Raw genomic sequence first — 21,251 nt, 5'->3', positions numbered from 1 at the left:
GTTGACTTCTGAGTCTGAAATTTGGAGATTTTATGCAATTTATAGATCTTGCAGCACAGCAGAAAAAAATAAGGGCCGGTATTGACCGGCGGATCAGCCTGGTGCTTGATCATGGAAAATATATCATGGGACCAGAGGTGTTCGAGCTGGAAGCGATGCTGGCGGATTATGTGGGTGTGTCCCACTGCATCTCCTGCGCCTCGGGTACGGACGCACTGCTCATGGCCCTCATGGCCCTGGACATCCAGCCCGGAGACGAGGTAATCACCGTGCCCTATACCTGGATCTCCACGGCTGAAGTGATTGCCCTGCTGGGGGCCAAGCCCGTATTTGTGGATATCCGGCCCGACACATTCAATATGGACCCAAACCATATTGAGGCTGCCATCACCCCCGGGACCCGGGCCATCATACCCGTGGGCATCTACGGCCAGTGTGCGGACATAACCCGGATCAACGCCATTGCGGAACGGCACGGCATCCCGGTCATCGAGGATGGCGCGCAAAGCTTCGGGGCCACACACCACGGCAGGCGGTCGTGTAATCAATCACTGATCGGGTGTACTTCGTTTTTTCCCTCCAAACCCTTGGGTTGCTATGGGGACGGCGGCGCCATCTTTACGTCGGACGATGATCTTGCGGACCGGATGCGCCAGATCCGCGTTCACGGCCAGAAGGTTAAACACCAGCATCCCCTGGTGGGCATCAACGGCCGGCTGGACAGCCTCCAGGCCGCTATTCTATTGGAAAAGTTCACCCTGTTTCCCGGGGAATGCAAGGCCCGGGAAAAGATCGGCCGGCGCTACGATACGTTGCTGACGGACATTCCCGGCATCACCATCCCGGTCATCGCTCCGGGCAACACCTCGGTTTATGCGCAGTACACCATCCTGTCCAAAGACCGGGATGCCTTGTCTGCAGCCCTGAAGTCCCGGGACATCCCGTCTGTGGCCTACTATACGGCCCCGCTGCACCTCCAGGGCGCATTTGCCGATCTGGGGCACCAGCCCGGCGATTTCCCGATATCGGAATATGTGGCGGCCCACTGTCTGAGCCTGCCCATGTCTCCCTACCTCACCCAAACCGATCAGGAAACCGTAGCCAGGCTCTGACCCCGGGGTACCAAAAGACCTAACTATTTATGAAAAATCCCGTATTTATAATTGTGTGTCTATTAATTGCCGCCTCTCCCCTACCCCGAGGGTCAGTACACCCCTGGGCCCAAACCATGATTCAGATCATGGTAATTCTGGGCGGGTTGCTGCTGATGGTGGAGAGACGCAGAAAAAAAGTCAGGTCCGGTAAAAGCCGGTCGTCAACAAAATCCAACAGTCCGAACGGCCTGATACCGGGCCGGTCCTTGTGGTTGATCATCGGGCCGGTGGCGGCCCTGGGCGTGTGGTCCACCGTGATGTCCCCCCATCCGGCCCTGGCCTTCCAGGGGCTGATCATGCTGGCCGCCTATCTGGGATTTTTTTATCTGGTGGTGGTGGCGGTAAAAACCCGGGAGGAGCAGCGGGTTATGGTGTGGGTGGTGGCGGGAACGGCTGCTTTTTTGTGCGTGGTGGGGCTATTAAAGCGGTTTGACATCCTGGTGTTTGCCTGGTGGGATTATGCCCCGGAGCTGGGAAAAAATCATGGGGCCACACGGCTCAGCGGCGTGTATGTCAATGCCAATCACATGGCCGGGTTCCTGGAAATGGCCATTCCCTTGGTCCTGGGGATGTTTTTAATCCGGTCGAGATCCCTGGAGGTTCGCATCGGCATGGTTTGCCTGGCGCTGTTTCTGATTGTGTGCCAGGCCTTGACCCTGTCCCGGGGGGGGTGGGCCGCCACGGCCGTGGCGCTGGTATTCATGGTCACGGTGCTTTTGCTGAAAAAAGGATTTGCACACAAACGGCTGGTGGCAACGCTCCTGGTAACGGTGGTTGTGACTGCCCTGATCGTCATGGCCAGTACCCCTGTGGTGGACCGTATCACCACGCTGACCCAGGGGAAAATCGAAGAAAGCCTTACCGGCCGCCTCACCTACTGGGCCGGCACCCGGGCCATGATAAAGGACAACCTGGCTGCCGGTACCGGGCCCGGAACCTTTGAGGTGGCGTTTCCGCCCTACCAGGTGCCGGGACTGGCCGTACTCCCCCGGTACGCCCACAGCGACATTCTCCAGTTTCCCGCCGAAACCGGTATTTCGGCAATTGCAGTGATGGTGTGGCTGATCTATTGGTTTTTCCGCACCGGTTTCATCCGCCTCAAAAGCCGCCGCCGCCAAACCCAGGGCATCGCCCTGGGCACCATGGCTGCCGTGGTTGCCATCCTCGTCCACAGCTGTTCCGACGGCAACCTCCAAATCCCCGCCAACGCCCTTCTTTTTACGGCTCTTGTCGGGGTCGGCCTCCGCTCCTTTCGTTAGAAAATTCAGGGGGGGGGGCAGGCTTGTGGAAAAGGCTACAGCAAAGCTCATGGCCCGACCGGTCTTGAAAAATTCTTTAGGAATGAGTCCGAAATAACTTAACCTGGGAGCGCGGGCGTCTCGCCTGCATCTTTACTGCGGGCTGGACGCCCGCGCTCCCGGATAAAGCAAAATGGGGAACTTAGCGCGCTAACGCGCGGGCTTTTACTCTTTTACGAATTCCATAGTTTCTTGATTGCAATTAGGACATCCTAAAACTGGCATAAAGTCTTCATGGTATCTGCCTTCAAACTCAGCTATCCCTATCTCAACATCAATAATTGCTTCATTTACCTTCATTTCACAATGGCAATGGGAACAACGATAGCTGTACTCCTCCGGAGGGGGGCCAAACGGAATGTCCTCCCCCTCTATCAATTTTTTCTTGCTCAATTTTCACTTCCTCTAAAGTCGAAAAGATATCATACAGCTCACCGTACTTGGGATGCCATATCGACATCAATTCCATGACGTTCTCGCAATATTGACACCTCATGGGGTCTATCCCACTGATCTCCTGATATCTTTCCCGATAATTTTTACGCTTGACTATTTGATAAGCTCCTTTGACTATTCTGCCTATTCGCTTTATCCCTTTCTGAATCACCGCTGACCACTTCTTATATGTTCGAGTCGCCTCCAAACCATAATATCTTACTCTTTGGAAACCTTTCGGCATAATGTGCTGAACCATCCGACCAATAAACGTATACACATCTACTTTTTCGAATTTTTTAGACTTAGTTCGGTGGTCTTTATATCAATACCCGACGGACTGCCCATCGTAATTGACTATCCGTCTAACTGCTATCGGAGGAGACGCCACATACTTGGCTAAATACCCTGCCAATCCGCGACAGGCCTCAGGTACACTCCCTTTACTGACATTTGCAACAAGCCCTTTGGGATATTTCTTCCATAACACCTCCCCATTCGCTTATTTTTTTTAGTGTTTTGTTAATTTTTACACACAATATATTGTGTTATAATACTCTTGCTCAGAAAAATTATGTCATATTTGGAATGCAAAATCATAATTTTTATATGCAAAAAACAAACCATATAAGAATTAAAAACTAAAATTATTCAGGATTGTCTTTTTTTAGGCAAATAATGACTCCCCATGATTATAAATTGGCTTTTCTGATTTCAAAATAAGCGAATGGGGAGGAATAAAGTTCCTTAATAATAGCACGTTATCGAAAAAGCCCTGAAATGTGAATTATGATTAATTTTTTAATTTTATACAGACTTAGCGCCGCAATATTGTTTACTTTATTTCATCTGCGATCCTTACGCTGAATAATCCCAATTCAAATGCCTTGCATCAATCGGGATTTTCAAAGATCAGTGTAAAAACCGTGCCTTTCCCGGGAATGGATTCAAAATCAATCATGCCGTCATAAGTATCAACAATCCGGTGGATAATTGAAAGTCCAAGCCCTGTCCCATCCCTTTTAGTAGTGTAAAACGGGTCAAAAACATGAGGCGCATTTTTTTTGTCAATACCCAGGCCTGTGTCTCGAATGGTCAAGTAAATACGTTTGTGTCGAGGCGAATACAGGGATATTGTAATTTTTCCTTTCCCGTCAATGGATTCAGCTGCGTTTTTAATCAAATTCCATAAAATCTGCTGCAAATGAACCGCATCCATGTACACATGCAGATCCCTTTCAAGCTGGGTAACAATATTTATTCGGCCATGCCAGTCCGGTGTATTGTCAAACAAAATTTTTACATCATCAATTGCCTTGGCCAGATCAATCAATTCTGCGTTGGTCCGGCCGGGTTTTGAAATCAGTCTAATATCGGTCACGATCTGTTTTAGGCGATCCGTTTCCCTTAAAACAATCTGCATCAATTTATCATTTTCACCTGTTGGTGCCATTTCTTCTCTTAACATCTGTATGGAGCCGGACAAAGAAGCCAAAGGATTTTTAATCTCATGGGCAATGCCTGACACCATTTCATCCACAGCCGCCATTTTTTCCACACGTTTTAAATGTTCCTGGGCGATTTTAAGATCTTTTCTGGCTGATTTAAGCTGCAGGGAGAGGATGCCGCTTAACGCTGCCGTGGCAAAACAGGCTGAAATAATGATCACAATCCGGTACAGAATATGGTGCTGGTCCACCACCAGGGCAAGGGGTTGGTTCTCCGACAAAGGGGCAATGATTTTAAGATACTCAAGCTCAATGAGAAAACCATATTGAATACTTGATGCCAAAGCCACTGAAAAGCTGCCCCGGGCAAGCAGCAGCATAGCGGCATAGATGATGACCAGAAGATATAAAAATGTGAAAATACTATGGTAGCCGCCGGTGACAAAAACAATGGCTGTGACAATAAAGGTATCGAAAATTATCTGGGTATAGGCAAGGACGGACAGGTATTTTTTTTGGCAAAGCCAGGTAAAATAAACCAAAGACAGCCCAAGGATGGTGCCGGAAATTTTGTACAGGGACAAAAAGGATGGATCCCTTTGGCCAGACAAGTCGGTATCGGAAAAAAAAAGGGTGGAAAATATCAGTATCAGGGCGAAGACAGCCCTGGCAAGGACAACCCACTTGATCTGAACAAACAGGTCCCGGGTCCGTCGAAATGAAAAATCCGGGCTATCCAACGGCACTGGCCATTGAGAAAATCGGCAAATACATGGCAATAACAAGACCACCAACCACAACACCTAAAAATACAAGCATAAAAGGCTCGATCATGTCCGTCAGATTTTTTACGGCCTGGTCCACCTCATCATCATAAAAATCTGCTATTTTGGTCATCATTACATCCAAAGCACCTGTGGATTCACCCACTGCGATCATTGAGCAGACCATGGATGGAAACACCCCGCTCTCCAGCAGAGGGTCTGCCATGGACCGGCCCTCTGAAATGCCGATTTTGACATCTGATATGGCGAATTCAATGATTTTATTGCCGGAGGTTTTGCCCACAATATCCAGGGCGTCAAGAATAGATACCCCGGATGACATCATGGTAGATGTGGTACGGGTAAATTTTGCCACGGCTACCTTTCGGATCAAAATGCCAATGACGGGCAGACGTAAAAACATGCTATCAAGAAAAATTCGTCCCTTTTTAGATTTATACGTTTGCCTGAAAAGAAAAACTGCACCAATCAATCCCAGGATCATCCAGATTATATGCCCCACCACAAAATTACTTAGCGTCACAACCATCTGGGTGGGAATGGGCAGCGCCGAGCCCATGTCAGCAAACATTTTTTCAAACACCGGTATAACAAAGACAAGAATAACGCCCACCACAATAATTGCCACAGCCAAGGTAATGCCCGGATAGGTCATGGCTCCTTTGACCTGCTTTTTGAGTTTTGCCATTTTTTCGGCATAGGCTGCCAAACGCTGTAAAATGACATCAAGAATACCGCCAGCCTCCCCGGCGGAGATCATATTGACAAAAAGTTCGTTAAAGGTTTTAGGATATTTTTTCAGTGCATCGGCAAAGGTCTCTCCGGATTCAACAGACTCTTTAATATGCTTAAGCTGCTTTTTAAATGTAGGATTTTCCTGCTGGGAATACAAAATATCCAAGCATTGCAGAAGTGGCAGACCCGCATCAATCATGGTGGAAAACTGTCGTGCGAAAATAATGACGTCACTGTCTGTTACTTTCGGCGCAAGAAATGAGACATTTTCAAACAGATCTTTTGGCTTTTTCCTGACCCTTGTCGGGGTTATTTTGCGACGTTCCAGGCTGGTTCTTACCTGTTCCGGTGTTTCAGCTTCCATCTCCCCTTTGATAGTTCTGCCTTTGGGGTTCTTTCCTTTCCACTCGTAAATGACTGCCATGATTATTCCTTCATATTTTTAAGATAGTGGCCGTCCAATGCCGGCCATTATTTTGCGATGTAAACCCGGGGTTTGTCAGAACATTGTAAATTCAATACAGATATACTATATAAATTTGCAAAGTGCATTTCAACAGGAGTTATTCGGTGCCCCAAAAAAAACAACAGATTTCCCCAAAAACGGTCATAACCAGCCATATAAATTCTGATTTTGATGCCATTGGGGCCATGCTTGCCGCACAAAAACTGTATCCGGAAAGTGTAATTATTTTCCCCGGGTCCCAGGAAAAAAATCTCAGGGATTTTTTCGTTCACTCCATGGGATATCTTTTTAATATGGCAGATCCTGCCAGGATTGACTTCTCCGGTACCCAGCGACTGGTTATTGTAGATACCCGGCAGAAAAACCGCCTATCAGGAGTCGAACTGCTCCTGGAGAAACCGAATCTAATCATTGATATTTACGATCACCATCCGTCGTTTCCTGACGAAATCCAAGGGACCTACGACCTGTCAAAGCCTTATGGAGCCACCACCACCATCATGTGTGAACTTCTGCGTGAAAAAAAAATCGACATCAGCAGTGATGAGGCCACGGTGATGGCGCTTGGAATTTACGAGGATACCGGCAATTTTACCTATGCCTCCACAACCCCGGCGGATTTCGAACAGGCAGGCTTTCTGATTTCCTGTGGCGCATGCTTGTCCACCATTTCAAGCCTTGTGGTCAAGGAGATGAAGACCGAGCAGGTCACATGGCTCAATGAATTGATCAATGAAATGACAACCGTTGCCGTCAACGGCATCCAGATCCACCTGTCCGCCATTGCAGCATCCAATTACATTCCGGATCTTGCTTCCATTGTACAAAAAATTGTGAGAATGGAAAATCTGGACTGTTTTTTTGCTCTGGTGCTCATGGGGGCCAAAGTACATGTCATCGCCCGAAACCGTCTGCATGAGATAGATGTAGGTAAAATACTGGGGTCTCTTGGTGGCGGAGGTCATTTTTATGCGGCATCCGCCAAGGTGGAAAACCAGACACTTCCCCAGGTTGAAATGCGCTTGATTGAGCTTATCCAACAACAGATTAAGCACGTACGTGTGGCAAAAAAATTAATGTCCAGCCCGGCCATCACCATCACTGCTGATAAATCGTGTCTGGATGCCAGGCAAAGAATGATCCGGTACAATATCAACACACTTCTCGTCCTTGATTTACAAACACATGAATACTTAGGGTATATTACCCGCCATGTAGCCGAAAAGATAGTACATCATAAGCTTGGGGATCAGCCTGTCGTCGATTATTTCGAACCTGGCAGCCAAAGAGTCCGTCTGTCCTCTGACCTGGCTGAAATTGAAAAAAAAATTATCGATTTAAAACAGCGGGTCGTTCCGGTAATGGAAAATCGGATAATTTCCGGCGTTATCACACGCACAGACCTTTTAAATTTTCTGGTGGAACATAACAGGGAAGTTGTCCTCAGTGAGCAAACAGATATTTCCGGCCTGAAACCCCGGACAAAATACGTGGGAAATCGTTTAAAACACCGTTTGGACCAGCGAGTACGCACCCTGCTTTCCGACATTGGTAATGCCGGAGACACGCTTGGTGTTGAGGTCTTTGTGGTGGGAGGTTTTGTCCGGGACCTGATGCTGGAGCAGCCCATTGAAGATGTGGATGTGGTGGTGGAAGGGGACGGTATTGCCTTTGCCAGTTATTTTGCCTCATTGCATCATTGCAGATTGCACCAGCACCGCAAATTTAACACCGCAGTAATCATTTTTGAGGACGGACTTAAGGTTGACGTGGCATCTGCCCGGCTCGAATATTATGCAACACCCGCCGCACTGCCTGTGGTGGAAAACTCATCCATCAAGATGGACCTTGCCAGAAGGGATTTTACCATCAATACCCTGGCCATTTCCCTGAACACGGAAACCTTTGGCACGCTCATTGATTATTTTGGCGGTGTCAGGGATGTTAAGGATAAAATTGTCCGGATTATCCATAATCTAAGCTTTATTGAAGATCCCACCCGGATTTTCAGGGCCATCAAATTCTCCAACCGATTTGGGTTCAGAATCGGAAAAGTGACCGCTAATCTTATTAAAAACGCCTTAAATGTCGGTGCTGTTAAAAATTTAAGCGGACTGAGGGTGCTTTCGGAACTCAAACAAATTTTCGGAGAAGAAAATCCTTTACCTGCCGTGCAGACCATGGCTGATTACGGCCTGGACAAGGTCATTCATCATGATCTGAAATTAACCGATACCACCTGTGCCTTATTTGAATCTGTGGGCAAAACCCTGGCATGGCATGATCTTTTGTATGCAGACGATGTTTATCCAAGGTGGGCGGTTTACTTCATGGCCTGGCTTCACGGGTACCCTTTTGCGGTGAGCATTCAGATCGCGGACCGGCTTATGTTTCCTGTAAAGGAGAAGGAACGGCTGATTGAGCAACGCATTAAGTCCGAACACAGAATTCGGTTGATTGAAAAAAGCTATCCGGTCTCAACGCAGCAAATTTACTGGTGGCTGATCCACTTTAAAACAGAATGCCTTTTGTTTATGCTGGCGTTGACGAAAAATGAATCGGTGCGCAAAGCCATCTCTCATTTTTATACACACCAGCGAAAAATTAAACCATTGATAGGGGGAAAAGATCTTAAATCCGTGGGTATAAAACCGGGACCGGTTTACACCACGATTCTTAATAAAATTATTGACGAAAAGCTGGACGGCAAATTGAATACCATGGAAGAAGAGATTAAATTTGCGAAACATTACGCCTTTGAAAACAAGCTGATTTGATCGAAAGTATAATTAACATATATTCAGGACTATATAAAAAACAGTAAGAATAATATTCTATTGCCAAACAAGGGTATTTCCACCCTCGTTACCGGGATGAGAGTAAAAGTCAATGATATTGACAAGTACACTTACCCTGACATTGTAGTTGTCTGTGGAAGCATTGAACTGGAAAAGGTAAAAGGAGTGGAAACATTGCTCAATCCAGTGGTCATCATAGAGATTCTTTCAGGTAGCACCGAGGCATATGACCGAGAAAAAAAAATTCACCCATTATCGGCTTATTCCTTCACTTCGTGAGTACATTCTTGTATTTCAAAATCATTGCAATGTGGAACACATTTTCTCGTGGAGATAGCGGAATTTGGCAAATTTTAGACCCATGCATGGATATGAAGCGATCAATCACAATTGAATCTATTGATTGTCAATTATTGCTTTTCGATATCTATGAGTTTGGTTGAGTTTGATACTGACAGCGATACCAATTAGGATTGGGCTCCCCGTCACTGAGGAGTTCTCCCACAACAACCGGCATATGTTGCGACATGAACTCGCTGGTTATATTGCTGATCATTGAATCAGCCGGCTGTATCACCAGTAGTTTCTTACCAGCATGCAATTTAGAATGGCTGCATTGAAAAGGCGCGGCTTGAAAAAAAGATAAGATTCTGGTAATTCCCTTTTTTTGCATAACATTAAATTAATTTAGGAATATAAATGAAAAACGCAGACTTCTTAACCGGTATTACCACCTCGGGCACGCCTCATCTTGGCAATTATGTGGGGGCGATTCGTCCGGCTGTTGAATCCAGCAAAAATTCGGATCTGACCTCCTATTACTTTCTGGCAGATTATCACTCCCTGATAAAAAATCATGATCCGAAAAAACGAAAGGTTTCCACCCTCGAAATTGCTGCCGCCTGGATTGCTTTAGGGTTGGATTACAATAATTGTATATTTTACCGGCAGTCTGATATTCCTGAAATTCCGGAGCTTACTTGGATTTTAACCTGTTTGACTGCCAAGGGTCTTATGAACCGGGCCCATGCATACAAAGCCGCTGTCCAGGAAAACGAGGAACAGGAAAGAAAAGATCCGGACCAAGGCGTCACCATGGGCCTTTTTTCCTATCCCATTCTCATGGCTGCCGACATACTCATGTTCAATGCGGCCAAGGTACCTGTCGGCAAGGATCAGATTCAGCATCTTGAAATGACAAGGGATATTGCCGCAAGGTTCAATCATACCTACAAGGAGTTATTTGTGCTGCCCGAGGTGGTTGTGGATGAAACGGCAGCAGTGCTTTCAGGCCTTGATGGGCGCAAAATGAGTAAAAGCTACAACAACTTTATTCCGCTGTTTGATACGGAAAAACGTCTGCGCAAAATGATCATGAAGATCCAGACCAATTCCCTGGGGCCGTATGAACCCAAAGATCCCAATACTTGCACGTTGTTTTCAATTTACCGGGCTTTTGCCACAGAGCAACAGACAAAAGATCTGGCACAGCGGTACCGGGAGGGCATTGCCTGGGGTACCATGAAACAGGAGCTGTTTGAATACATCAATGATATTTTAAAAGAACCCAGACAGCAGTACGAAGAGCTGATGGCCAATCCCAAAGATATTGAAGATATTTTGAAAAAAGGGGCGCTTCGAGCCAGGGAATATTCCGTACCCTTCCTGGACAAAGTCAGAAAAAGCGTTGGTATTCAATCATTGTCTTAGCCCTTTTACCTCTTTTCCGGTGAGATGTCGCCATTTGCCGGGGGGCAGACTGCCAAGGCGGATATTGGCCATGCGAATCCGTTTGAGCATGGTCACCTGATTGCCGATTTTGCCCACCATTTTCCGAATCTGGCGGTTTAACCCCTGCTTTAAAACAATTTTAAATCCGTTTTCAGAAACCCTGCGGACCTTGGCCCGCCGGGTTTTTTTTCCGTCTATCATCATGCCCTGGGCCATGGCAGTCAGATCCTGGTCGCTGACAGGCCGCACAGCAAACACCAGATACTCTTTTTCATGGTCATGGGAGGGATGGGATAACCGGTTATGCAGGTCACCGTCATCGGTGAGCAGAACAAGCCCCACGGAATCCTTATCCAAGCGTCCCACGGGATAGACTCTTTGTTTTACCGGCACAAGGTCCAGAATAATTTTTGCATTTTTCTGGGCGCAGGTTGTGACCACCCCTTTGGGTTTGTTTACGGCAAGATAGGTATATTCCCGGGTTTTGTCCGATGTATAGTGAACCGGCTTGCCGTCAAGGCAGACCGTATCCTTTGCCGGATCTGCCTTGGTGCCAAGTGCTGTTACAACCATTCCATTCACTGACACCCTGCCGTCAAGGATAAGGGTCTCTGCCTTTCTGCGCGAACAAAGCCCGCTATGGGCTAAAAGTTTCTGCAGCCGGAGACCTTGCACTGTTTCAGGATCTGTAGTCGGCATTGATTTTGACATAGTTTTCACTGAAATCGCAGAACAAAAACATATCCTGACCGTCTCCGAGATTGAGATCCAGAACAATGTTGATTTCATCCCGTTTCATAACTTCCGCCGCCTTTTTTTCCGCGTCTTTACCCTGCCACTGCCCGTTTTGAACCAGCAGGACATCATCAAAATACAAATCCATCTTATCCTGGTCCACTGTAGCCCCGGATCTTCCTGCCGCCGCAGTGATCCTGCCCCAATTGGGGTCCTGGCCATAAAGGGCGGTTTTGACAAGGGGAGAATGAGCAATGGCCTCGGCCGCTTTAAATGCATCCTTAGAGGTCAAAGCGCCTTTGACCGTGATGGTGGCAACCTTTGTGGCACCTTCCCCGTCTTTGACAATCTTTTTAGCAAGCTCATAGCAGACCTCATCTAAAGCCGCTTGGAATACCCCAAGGGATTCATCATTGTCGATCACTGCCGTCCCTGCCCCGCTGGCCATACAGACAAGGGTATCGTTGGTGCTGGTATCCCCGTCCACGGTAATCCGGTTAAAAGAACGAAACGCGGCATGGGTCAGTGCCTGTTTGAGCAGACTGCTTGAAATATCCGCATCAGTAAGTATATAGGAAAGCATGGTGGCCATATCCGGCCGAATCATACCTGAACCTTTGGCAACGCCCATAATGGTAAAGCTTTTTTCATCCCCGGATGGATTGCCTGCGGATGGATTAATTGTCCCATTGCGGGACACCATTTTAGTGCAGGTATCTGTGGTGAGGATAGCGCCGGCAAAATCGACAATTGTACAAGCGTCAAGACTTCTTACAGCTTCTGGAATTTTTGCTTCAATTTTATCCATGGGCAAGGGCGCACCGATCACCCCGGTGGAAGAGACCAATACATGTTCAGGGTCAATGTTAAGGGCTTTGGCCACAAGTTCAACGCATTGCTCTGCATGGGCTATCCCCTGTGCACCGGTAAAACAGTTGGCATTCCCTGAATTGACCAGTATTGCCTGGAGCATGCCCTTTTCCATGGTTTTTCTGCCAAGAATAACTGGAGCTGCAACCACCTGGTTTTGTGTAAACAATGCTGCTGCACAAGCAGGTTTTTCCGAATAGATCAGGCCAAGATCCATGGATCTATTTTTTTTAATTCCGGCACAAATTCCGGCAAATTTAAAGCCTTTCATTTTGTTTTCCTTTTCCTTTTCCTTTTAATTCCATCCAAAAAAATTGACCATGAATTATAGTTGGGTTTCAGCCCCTTTGTAAATATGGATTTTTTAAAGGCCTTTTTAATTTGTGTTCATCTTTGCGTCGATATGGGTTTTGTTCCTCTCAAAATATCTATTTCAAGAAAAAATCTGCGCTCACACACAAAAAAAATACATTTTTGATTCATTGCTTTTTGAAACACAATTATTGCACATTGAAACATCTGAATTTTAAGAAAATTTTATTGCCGTAGTCCACAATATACTAATGTTTCAATGCGTTGCATGTCATTTAATTCTTTAAAAAATTTAAAAAATCATTTGACAGGAGAAAACAAACTGAGTATACACTCAAATAAAATGAGTAGTCACTCAATATTTTAGAGGTGTTATGTCCAAAAAAGATGCCATACTGCAGGCTGCCACTGTGCTGTTTTCCAAAAACGGATTTAAAGAGACCTCCACCGCTGATCTGGCAAAAATGATCAATGTCGCGGAAGGAACCATTTTTTATCATTTCAAAACCAAAGATAGATTGTTTTTAGCGGTTCTTGAAAAGACCAAAAAAATGATTCTGGAGGAATTTGACGCCTATATGGGAAATCAGCATTTTGACAGCGGCATGGGCATGATTGAACGTGCGGTATCCTTCCATTTATACTTGGCCGGCAAAATGGAGAATCAGTTTCTCCTTTTGCACAGGTACTATCCTTACCAGATGGCAGAGGTAGTACCTGAATGCCGGAGCTATCTGGAGGCCATTTACGACTGTCTTGTTTCCATCTATGAAGACGGTATCGAAATGGGGGTAAAGGACGGTTCCATTGATCCTTTGCCTGCCCGCAAGACCGCTTTGATTATCTTTTCCATGGTGGACGGGGTGGTCCGGTTTAAAACGTACAATCTGTATAATGCCAATGCACTGTTCAATGAACTGGTAAACTCCTGCAAGCGCATGCTAAAGACTTAGACAATTAACTTAGAAAGGTGTTCGACATGTTAACCAAAATACTGCCGTTCATAGAGTGGTTCAAGGATTACTCCCTGGGCAAATTCAGAATTGATTTTCTGGCCGGGCTCACTGTGGCCCTGGTACTTATTCCGCAGTCCATGGCCTATGCCCAGTTGGCGGGTCTACCGGCCTACTACGGCCTTTACGCGGCGTTTCTGCCCCCCATGATCGCTTCTTTGTTCGGGTCCAGCCGCCAGCTGGCAACCGGCCCTGTGGCCGTGGTCTCCTTGATGACTGCAGCAAGTCTTGAACCGTTGGCCTCAGCTGGAAGCGAGGCGTTTATTGCCTATGCAATTATCCTGGCTCTTACAGTTGGGGTGTTCCAGCTGCTGCTCGGGGTTCTGCGCCTGGGCCTTATTGTTAATTTTCTTTCTCATCCGGTTGTTAACGGTTTTACCAACGCTGCAGCCATTATCATTGCCACCTCCCAGCTGTCCAAACTGTTCGGCGTTTATGTAGACAAGGCGCACCACCACTATGAAACCATTATACGGGTGATTGAAAGCGCCTTTCACTATACCCATCTGCCCACCCTTGCCATGGGGATTTTATCCATTGCCATCATGGTGGGGTTAAAACGGCTGAATCCAAAAATTCCATACGTGCTTGTTGCGGTTGCCGTCACCACCATCATTTCCTGGACCACAGGGTTTCAACATAATGCCACTGTGACAAGTTCCCAGATCATGGATGAACAGGTTCAGCAAGATATTCTATCGTTTAACAATGCCATTAAATCCATAGCCGATTTAAGCGATGAACGTACAAAGCTTACTTCCAAAATAGAAAACAGTCATGACGCCCCCCCCCTTGAACAGCTGGATCTCGGCTATCAGTCCAGGGTATTTACAGCCAAAATTGATGCTGCCAAAAGCCAGGCCTCCCAAATTCGTACCCGGCTTCGGGAGATACATTTCAGCGCTGTCGAGGATAAAAATCAAGGTGTTGTGTTTTACCCCAAAGACGGGCAGGTGCCCGAGCCCAGGGTGGATGACAGGATATACCGTATCCTGATGGGTAATAAGGCCCTTGACACACAAGCCCTACGACTGTCCGGTGGCGGTGCTGTAGTCGGTGAAGTACCCAAGGGGCTACCCAAACTTGGCATGCCGGCAATCAACATTTCCGTGTTCCTGCAACTTTTACCCTACGCCATTATCATCTCCCTGCTCGGCTTCATGGAAGCCATTGCCATTGCCAAGGCCATGGCGGCTAAAACCGGTCAAAGGCTTGATCCCAACCAGGAGCTTATCGGCCAGGGTCTTTCCAATATTATAGGGTCTTTCGGCAAAAGTTATCCGGTATCCGGTTCTTTTTCCAGAAGTGCCGTCAATCTCCAGGCCGGCGCGGTCTCCGGCTTTTCCAGTGTCATTACAAGTCTTATGGTTATCATCACCCTGCTGTTTTTTACACCGTTGCTTTACCACCTGCCCCAGGCGGTCCTTGCTTCGGTTATCATGATGGCCGTTATCGGACTTGTGAACATTTCCGGTTTTGTCCATGCCTGGAAAGCACAGTGGTATGACGGCCTGATTTCCGTGATTACCTTTGTTGTTACCTTGGCTGTGGCACCGCATCTTGAAAGTGGTATCTACGTTGGTGTTGGGCTGTCATTGGCCGTCTTCCTGTATAAAAGCATGCGCCCAAAAATCAGCACCCTTTCAAGGGGCCAAGATCAGGCACTCAAAGATTCTTGCGTACATGCACTGGCAACCTGTGAACACATTCAAATGATCCGTTTTGAAGGCCCGCTGTTTTTTGCTAATGCCAGCTACCTTGAGGATGAAATAAACGACAGAATCCAGAAAGAATCTAATTTAAAGCACTTTATTATTGCCTGCAATGGTATCAATGACATAGACGCCTCCGGCCAGGAAACGCTGGCCCTCATTATTCAGCGCTTGAGAAGCGCCGGATACGGCGTATCTTTAAGCGGGGTCAATGATGCGGTTTACAAGGTACTTGCGCGTACGCATTTGCTTGAAGAAATCGGGACTCACAACATTTATCCCACCATGGAAAAAGCACTGTCAATCGTTCATGGACAAACCCATGCCAATACCAAGGAAGATCAGTGTCCATTACTCGTAAACTGCCTAGGGAACCAAACAACCAAATAAAGGAGACATCCCATGTCTATACTGACATTTTTCAGTGGTTCATATTGCGGCAAAGCGTCAATCATTTCAGATGTTATTGATCAAAGCGGATTTAAACTGTTGTCAGACAATGATCTGGTAGACTCGGCCAGCCGGTTGTCCGGAATGTCCGAAAAGAAAATTGCTCGGTCATTTCTTGAAAAAAAATCGGTGTTCAATAAATTCACCCATGAAAAAGAGCGCTCCATTGCTTACCTGCGCCTGGCCATGGCAGAGCGAATGTCCCAGGATGATTTCGTGATTGATGGATTTACAAGTCTTTTGATCCCAGCTTCGATAAGTCATGTATTAAGAATCTGCCTGATTGCAGACAAGGCATATCGAATTGAACAGGCCATGAAAGCGCAAAACTTAAGTGAAAAAGATGCCGCCAATCTGATATTAAAGAATGACGAATCTTACAGTGCATGGTCTAATACGCTTTATAAGATTACCGATCCCTGGGATGCTTCCCTTTACGACATTATTCTGCCCACGGACAAAATGACCAAAGATGAGGCAGTATCCCTGATTCTTGAAAATTTGAAAAATGAAGTGATTCAGTCCACCAAGGCGTCCAGGAAGGCTGCCGATGATTTTGCCCTGGCAGCACGGGTAGAAGTGGCATTGTCCAAAGAAGGCCATTCCATAGGCGTCAGCGCCCGGGACGGACTGGTCACTTTGACAATCAATACCAATGTTCTTCTTTTAGGAAAACTTGAAGAAGAGCTCAAAAATATTGCACAACAGGTTGAAGGGGTCTCTTCGGTTGAAACTCGAATCGGTAAGGGTTTTTACCAGGCAGATATCTATCGCAAGTTCGATTTCGAAGTACCGTCAAAAGTTCTTTTAGTGGATGACGAACGTGAATTTGTACAGACCCTTTCCGAAAGACTGCAGATGCGTGACGTGGGTTCCGCAATCGCCTATGACGGTGAATCCGCTTTAAATCTTGTCGAAGCGGATGAACCTGATGTAATGATTCTAGATTTAAAAATGCCGGGTATTGACGGTATTGAAGTGCTTAAAAAGGTCAAGGCCTCCAGGCCTGAAATCGAAGTCATCATTCTGACAGGCCATGGATCAGATGCTGACAGAGATATCTGCATGAAGCTTGGTGCCTTTGCCTATCTGCAAAAGCCTGTGGATATAGAAGAGTTAAGCCGGAATTTAAAGGCTGCCAATGAAAAAATACAGCAAAAACAAAACTAAACTGAATATTGTAGGAACAGGATTATCATTATGGCCCAGGAAACTAAGAATACGGAAAAAAAAACAAAGGGCACAGGCCCAGGCACAAAACTGCTTGTAGGAGAATTTCTTAATTACAAACGGATATGGCTGATCTCCTTTGTACTGACAGCCGCATTTGCCATTATTCCTGTTATCTTTTTTGCCGTCCTGGATTACAACCTGACCCGGCGAGCTCTGGAAAATGATGCCGAGGCCCGGGCTGCCCGCCTGGCATCAAACACCTGGCGTTCAATTTCCTTTTTTTTAGATGAACGTAAAAATGCATTGAGCTACGTGGTGCGATCCAATTCGTTGGCACAGCTTGAGGACACACAGCAACTAACAAAGACTTTAAATTTTTTACACCAAAGCTTTGGGGGCTTTACGGACATCGGCATTATTGACGCCACCGGCGTTCAAAATGCCTATGCCGGCCCCCATGGGCTTGCAGGCAAAAACTACAAGGATCAGCAATGGTTCAAGGACACCATGGACCATGGGATTTCTGTCAGTGATGTATTCTTAGGGTTCAGAAACGTTCCCCATATTTCCATTGCCCTGCGTCATACGACCCCGGACAACAGCTATGTCATTATCCGGGCCACCATCGAGCACCAGCTGCCCAAAATTATATCCGAAGTTAAAACATCGGGGAACGGGGATGCATTTTTGATCAATGCCCAGGGCGTGCTTCAAACACCGTCCCACCATTTCGGGGCTGTGCTTGAAAAAGCAAACATTGCGTTACCCCTGGCCACGGACCAAACCCGTACCATGCCCATTACATTAGAAGATGGACAGAATTTGATCTCGGCATTCAGGCACATACCCAATACACCGTTTATTCTGGTGGTGCTTAAATCCAAACAGGTGATCATGTCCCCTTGGCAGGACAGCCAGGCGACAGTGATCAAGTACTTGGGCATAAGCATATCTGTGGTTCTTTTATGGATTGGGGCTGTAACTGCTTATTTTGTGCGGCGTTTGAAATATTTAGACATTAAACGTTCCAAATATTTTCATATGGCTGAATATGAAAACAAGATGGCGTCCATTGGCCGGCTTGCCGCAGGTGTGGCCCATGAGATCAACAATCCTTTGGCCATTATCAATGAAAAGGCAGGGCTTATAAAGGATCTTGCCCATTTTAAGCAGGAACTGAAAAATGAGCCAAGACTGCTTGAAACCGTGGATATTATTTTAGCCTCGGTGAAACGGTGCAGCAGGATCACACGCCAACTGCTCAGTTTTGGCCGCCAGACCCAGACCACTGCCGTGCCTTTAACCCTTAAATCCGTTCTTGATGAAGTGCTGGTGTTTCTGGTAAAAGAGGCACAGTTAAAAAATATCTTTATTGAGATAGATGTGCCTGATACCTTGCCCCAGGTCGTCGGCAACCGGGGTAAGCTGCAGCAGGTTCTTTTAAATATAGTAAATAACGCATTTGCTGCCATGCCCCGAGACGGCAGGCTTTCCATCAAGGCAGAAGAAACGGACGACGCATTTGTTCGACTTGATATAAGCGATAGTGGATGTGGTATTTCCCCTGAAAATCTTAAACATATTTTTGAACCGTTTTTTTCAACAAAGACCAATCAGGGCGGTACCGGGTTAGGGCTTTCCATCACCTATGGCCTTGTCCAGGAGATAGGTGGGCGAATTAAAGTAGAAAGCAAGGTTAATGAGGGCACAACATTTATTGTATCTCTGCCCACAACAACACAGAAAGAAGAGTGAACTATGCAGATACTTCTGGTCGATGATGAGAAGGAACTGGTCTCTACCCTGGCAGAACGTCTTGGGTACAGAGGAATTGATGCACACTGGGCTGTCACGCCCAATGATGCCATCTCCATGCTGTCCAATCAAAATTATGACATTGCTGTTCTGGATGTGCAGATGCCGGAGATGAACGGTTTTGAGCTTAAGGAGCAGATGGAGGCGATATGTCCCGAACTCAAGTTTATTTTTATGACCGGCCATGGGTCTGAAGAGTGTTACTATGAAGGATGTTCCCAGACCGGAGAGGCTTTTTATCTTGTAAAGCCTGTGGAAATTGACAGTCTGATTGAAAAGCTCAACCAGATCATGCTTGATGGAGGAAAAAATTGAAATACACAGCCCAGGAAATTACGGATCAATGTGGCCCGGCTTATTTTGGCCGGATGGGGGCAGCCATATCCCATGATATTAAAAACTGCCTGGCCATCATGAATGAAAATGCAGGACTGATGTCTGATCATCTTATGATGGCCCAAAAGGGTGTTCCTCTTGATACCGAGCGTTTTTCGGGAATTGTCCAGCGTATTGAAAAACAGATCGGCCGGGCTGATGGTATCGTAAAATCCCTTAATACCTTTTCCCACAGTATGGACAAGCCGGAACAACAGATAGATCTGGATGAGGCGCTGGAGCTTGCCCTTGGTCTTGGCGCTAAAATCATTGCCAATAAAGGCATCAAGGTGGATCATACCCAGGCTTCCGGCAAACTTTATGTCAATGGATCACTTTTCTTTTTATTATTTCTAATTTGGGCAATTTTAGAAAATGTAACGGAAAACCTTGCATCAGGTGCCGTTCTCAATATATCCTCTAAGGAAGATGAGAATAATCAAATTTGCTTAAGTTTTCAGTGTGAACAGCCTTTTGCCTCTAATTTTGATCAGCAGGCAAACAGTCAGGCCTTGGATTTATTCCAAGCGAAAATTGTATTGGATGATCAGTATACCAAGGCTGAGCTGGTATTTGGCAAGTAGTAAAAATAATTTCAACAGATAACAACTTCTTTAATATCAACTAAATTAAAAGGAGACCCCGGCAATGAGTGAAAAAGTTTTAATCATAGATGACGAACAGGAGTTCACAGAAGCCCTGGCAGAGAGAATGACGAACCGGGGAATGGACGTGAGCACGTCGAGTTCCGCCATTGAAGGCCTGCAAAGCGTTGAAGAAAAAGTTTTTGACGTGGTGGTCCTTGACCTGCAGATGCCGGAAATGGATGGCATCGAAACTTTAAAAATTCTAAAAAAGAAAAATCCTGAGCTTCAAGTGATTCTTTTGACCGGGCATGCCACGGTTGAAAAAGGTATAGAGGCCATGAAGTTAGGTGCCATGGATTTGCTTGAAAAACCGGCTGACCTGACGACCCTGACTGAAAAGATCAAAAAAGCCCAGGCCAAAAGGATAATCCTGGTGGAGAAAAAAGCGGAAAAAAGAATCAAGGAAATCATGGAAACCCGGGGATGGTAGGTCCTAAAATCTAAACGTTGACCGGTCTTTTCAAAGGACAAAAAAAAGGGGATAAAAGCCTGATCTATGGCTTTTATCCCTTTTAGGTTCACAGGTGTACCGGGGTTGTCATTCTGACTGGTTTGGTCTATATAAAGCATCAAAGTTTAAAATGAGGTTTATCATACAGCAAGCGGCGTCAGGAAAAAATGGAAATTCTAATATCTGAGTTATGCAAGTCTTTAGGTGTATCCCGTACAACCATAGAGCGCTGGATCCGCCAGGGAAAGCTGCCTGTGTCCCAAAAGGGAAGAACCTACAGCTTTCATGCCAGGGATTTAAAAAACTGGGCTGCAAAAAGCCATATTTCTCTTAACCTGAAACCTCGCCCTGTCCAAGACCCTGAAGCCGAAGTGCAGGTCTCTTTGTCCACTGCCCTTGAAACCGGCGGCGTGTATCACGATATTGACACAGGACCGGATGTGCCGTCCGTAATTAACGCATGCGTTGAAAGAATTAAGGCCGTTCCGGATAATTGCAAAACGGATCTTGCCCGACAGCTTGTTAAAAGGGAAGAGGCTTTATCTACAGGGGTTGGCGGAGGCATTGCCATTCCCCACCCAAGGACACCCCTTAAATATCTTGAACAGCCTATGGTTGCTACCTGCTTTCTTAAACACCCTGTGGATTATCATGCATTGGATAAACAGCCTGTATCTACTCTCTTTTTCATCCTGTTCCCGGAATTAAAATTCCACCTTCATCTGTTATCCTCTCTTTCTTTATGTTTACGGAACAGGCAGTTCAGTGAATTTTTAAAAACCTGCCCGGAACAATCCGAATTGATCGAAAGAATTGATACCCTGCACCTGACCCAAAAGATGTAAGCG

General features: G+C 46.3%; 18 protein-coding genes and 1 pseudogene. 13 read left to right on the top strand and 6 right to left on the bottom strand.

Annotated elements, in window-relative coordinates; translation table 11 throughout:
* Positions 1–32 precede the first annotated feature (32 nt).
* Positions 33–1,112, top strand: a complete 1,080-nt coding sequence (locus tag EYB58_RS14785) for a DegT/DnrJ/EryC1/StrS family aminotransferase (protein ID WP_111957232.1) — start codon at positions 33–35, stop codon at positions 1,110–1,112.
* A 116-nt stretch (positions 1,113–1,228) separates the two neighbouring features.
* Positions 1,229–2,413, top strand: a complete 1,185-nt coding sequence (locus EYB58_RS14780) for an O-antigen ligase family protein (RefSeq protein WP_242637376.1) — start codon at positions 1,229–1,231, stop codon at positions 2,411–2,413.
* Positions 2,414–2,617: 204 nt separating this feature from the next.
* On the opposite strand, the gene EYB58_RS14775 is transcribed toward EYB58_RS14780, so the two are convergent.
* The 4 genes and pseudogenes from EYB58_RS14775 to EYB58_RS14760 form a co-directional block, all read right to left on the bottom strand.
* Positions 2,618–2,845: a hypothetical protein gene (locus EYB58_RS14775; RefSeq protein WP_131072077.1), complete on the bottom strand. Its 228-nt coding sequence runs from the start codon at positions 2,843–2,845 to the stop codon at positions 2,618–2,620.
* Positions 2,754–3,200, bottom strand: a pseudogene (locus EYB58_RS24785) (transposase); the annotation flags it as partial. The gene EYB58_RS14775 and the pseudogene EYB58_RS24785, both read right to left, overlap by 92 nt.
* A gap of 579 nt (positions 3,201–3,779) precedes the next feature.
* Positions 3,780–5,081, bottom strand: coding sequence for a sensor histidine kinase (locus tag EYB58_RS14765; protein ID WP_242637375.1), 1,302 nt, complete (start codon positions 5,079–5,081; stop codon positions 3,780–3,782).
* Positions 5,068–6,279 carry a type II secretion system F family protein gene (locus EYB58_RS14760; RefSeq protein WP_111957223.1) on the bottom strand — a complete coding sequence of 404 codons (1,212 nt, stop codon included), beginning with the start codon at positions 6,277–6,279 and terminating at the stop codon, positions 5,068–5,070. Before EYB58_RS14760 ends, EYB58_RS14765 begins: the two co-directional genes overlap by 14 nt.
* A gap of 146 nt (positions 6,280–6,425) precedes the next feature.
* On the opposite strand from EYB58_RS14760, the gene EYB58_RS14755 reads away from it, so the two are divergent.
* From EYB58_RS14755 to EYB58_RS14745, 3 genes are all read left to right on the top strand, one after another.
* On the top strand, positions 6,426–9,098 hold the full coding sequence (locus EYB58_RS14755) for a CBS domain-containing protein (protein ID WP_111957221.1): 2,673 nt from the start codon (positions 6,426–6,428) through the stop codon (positions 9,096–9,098).
* A 60-nt stretch (positions 9,099–9,158) separates the two neighbouring features.
* A complete protein-coding gene (locus EYB58_RS24040) occupies positions 9,159–9,398 on the top strand; it encodes a Uma2 family endonuclease (RefSeq protein ID WP_242637374.1) in 240 nt (79 codons plus the stop codon).
* Positions 9,399–9,818: 420 nt separating this feature from the next.
* Entirely contained in the window at positions 9,819–10,829 is a 1,011-nt protein-coding gene (locus tag EYB58_RS14745) for a tryptophan--tRNA ligase (protein WP_111957218.1), read from the top strand.
* On the opposite strand, the gene EYB58_RS14740 is transcribed toward EYB58_RS14745, so the two are convergent.
* The gene (locus EYB58_RS14740) at positions 10,818–11,549 is read right to left on the bottom strand and encodes a pseudouridine synthase (protein ID WP_111957308.1); all 732 of its coding nucleotides are present in this window, start codon (positions 11,547–11,549) and stop codon (positions 10,818–10,820) included. The two genes, EYB58_RS14745 and EYB58_RS14740, sit on opposite strands and share 12 nt — an antisense overlap.
* Positions 11,530–12,726, bottom strand: a complete 1,197-nt coding sequence (argJ, locus tag EYB58_RS14735; protein ID WP_111957216.1) for a bifunctional glutamate N-acetyltransferase/amino-acid acetyltransferase ArgJ — start codon at positions 12,724–12,726, stop codon at positions 11,530–11,532. The genes EYB58_RS14740 and argJ overlap by 20 nt, the downstream gene beginning before the upstream one ends.
* Positions 12,727–13,141: 415 nt before the next feature.
* On the opposite strand from argJ, the gene EYB58_RS14730 reads away from it, so the two are divergent.
* From EYB58_RS14730 to EYB58_RS14695, 8 genes are all read left to right on the top strand, one after another.
* Complete coding sequence (locus EYB58_RS14730) at positions 13,142–13,720, top strand: TetR/AcrR family transcriptional regulator (RefSeq protein WP_111957214.1); 579 nt, start codon at positions 13,142–13,144, stop codon at positions 13,718–13,720.
* A 26-nt stretch (positions 13,721–13,746) separates the two neighbouring features.
* Positions 13,747–15,882 carry a SulP family inorganic anion transporter gene (locus EYB58_RS14725; RefSeq protein ID WP_111957212.1) on the top strand — a complete coding sequence of 712 codons (2,136 nt, stop codon included), beginning with the start codon at positions 13,747–13,749 and terminating at the stop codon, positions 15,880–15,882.
* A gap of 12 nt (positions 15,883–15,894) precedes the next feature.
* Positions 15,895–17,112 (top strand): response regulator, encoded by a 1,218-nt coding sequence (locus tag EYB58_RS14720; protein ID WP_111957209.1) that lies wholly within the window; start codon positions 15,895–15,897, stop codon positions 17,110–17,112.
* 30 nt (positions 17,113–17,142) lie between these two features.
* The gene (locus EYB58_RS14715) at positions 17,143–18,870 is read left to right on the top strand and encodes a sensor histidine kinase (RefSeq protein WP_111957207.1); all 1,728 of its coding nucleotides are present in this window, start codon (positions 17,143–17,145) and stop codon (positions 18,868–18,870) included.
* Between the two features lie 3 nt (positions 18,871–18,873).
* Complete coding sequence (locus EYB58_RS14710; RefSeq protein ID WP_111957205.1) at positions 18,874–19,245, top strand: response regulator; 372 nt, start codon at positions 18,874–18,876, stop codon at positions 19,243–19,245.
* Complete coding sequence (locus EYB58_RS14705) at positions 19,242–19,889, top strand: sensor histidine kinase (RefSeq protein ID WP_111957202.1); 648 nt, start codon at positions 19,242–19,244, stop codon at positions 19,887–19,889. Before EYB58_RS14710 ends, EYB58_RS14705 begins: the two co-directional genes overlap by 4 nt.
* Before the next feature lie 64 nt (positions 19,890–19,953).
* Entirely contained in the window at positions 19,954–20,382 is a 429-nt protein-coding gene (locus EYB58_RS14700; protein WP_111957199.1) for a response regulator, read from the top strand.
* Positions 20,383–20,570: 188 nt separating this feature from the next.
* Positions 20,571–21,248 (top strand): PTS sugar transporter subunit IIA, encoded by a 678-nt coding sequence (locus EYB58_RS14695; protein ID WP_111957197.1) that lies wholly within the window; start codon positions 20,571–20,573, stop codon positions 21,246–21,248.
* Positions 21,249–21,251: the final 3 nt, after the last annotated feature.

This window comes from Desulfobacter hydrogenophilus, from assembly GCF_004319545.1.
Lineage (GTDB): Bacteria > Desulfobacterota > Desulfobacteria > Desulfobacterales > Desulfobacteraceae > Desulfobacter > Desulfobacter hydrogenophilus.
The sequence above is the reverse complement of the archived record's forward strand: the minus strand, read 5'-3'. Positions and strand labels throughout refer to the sequence as shown.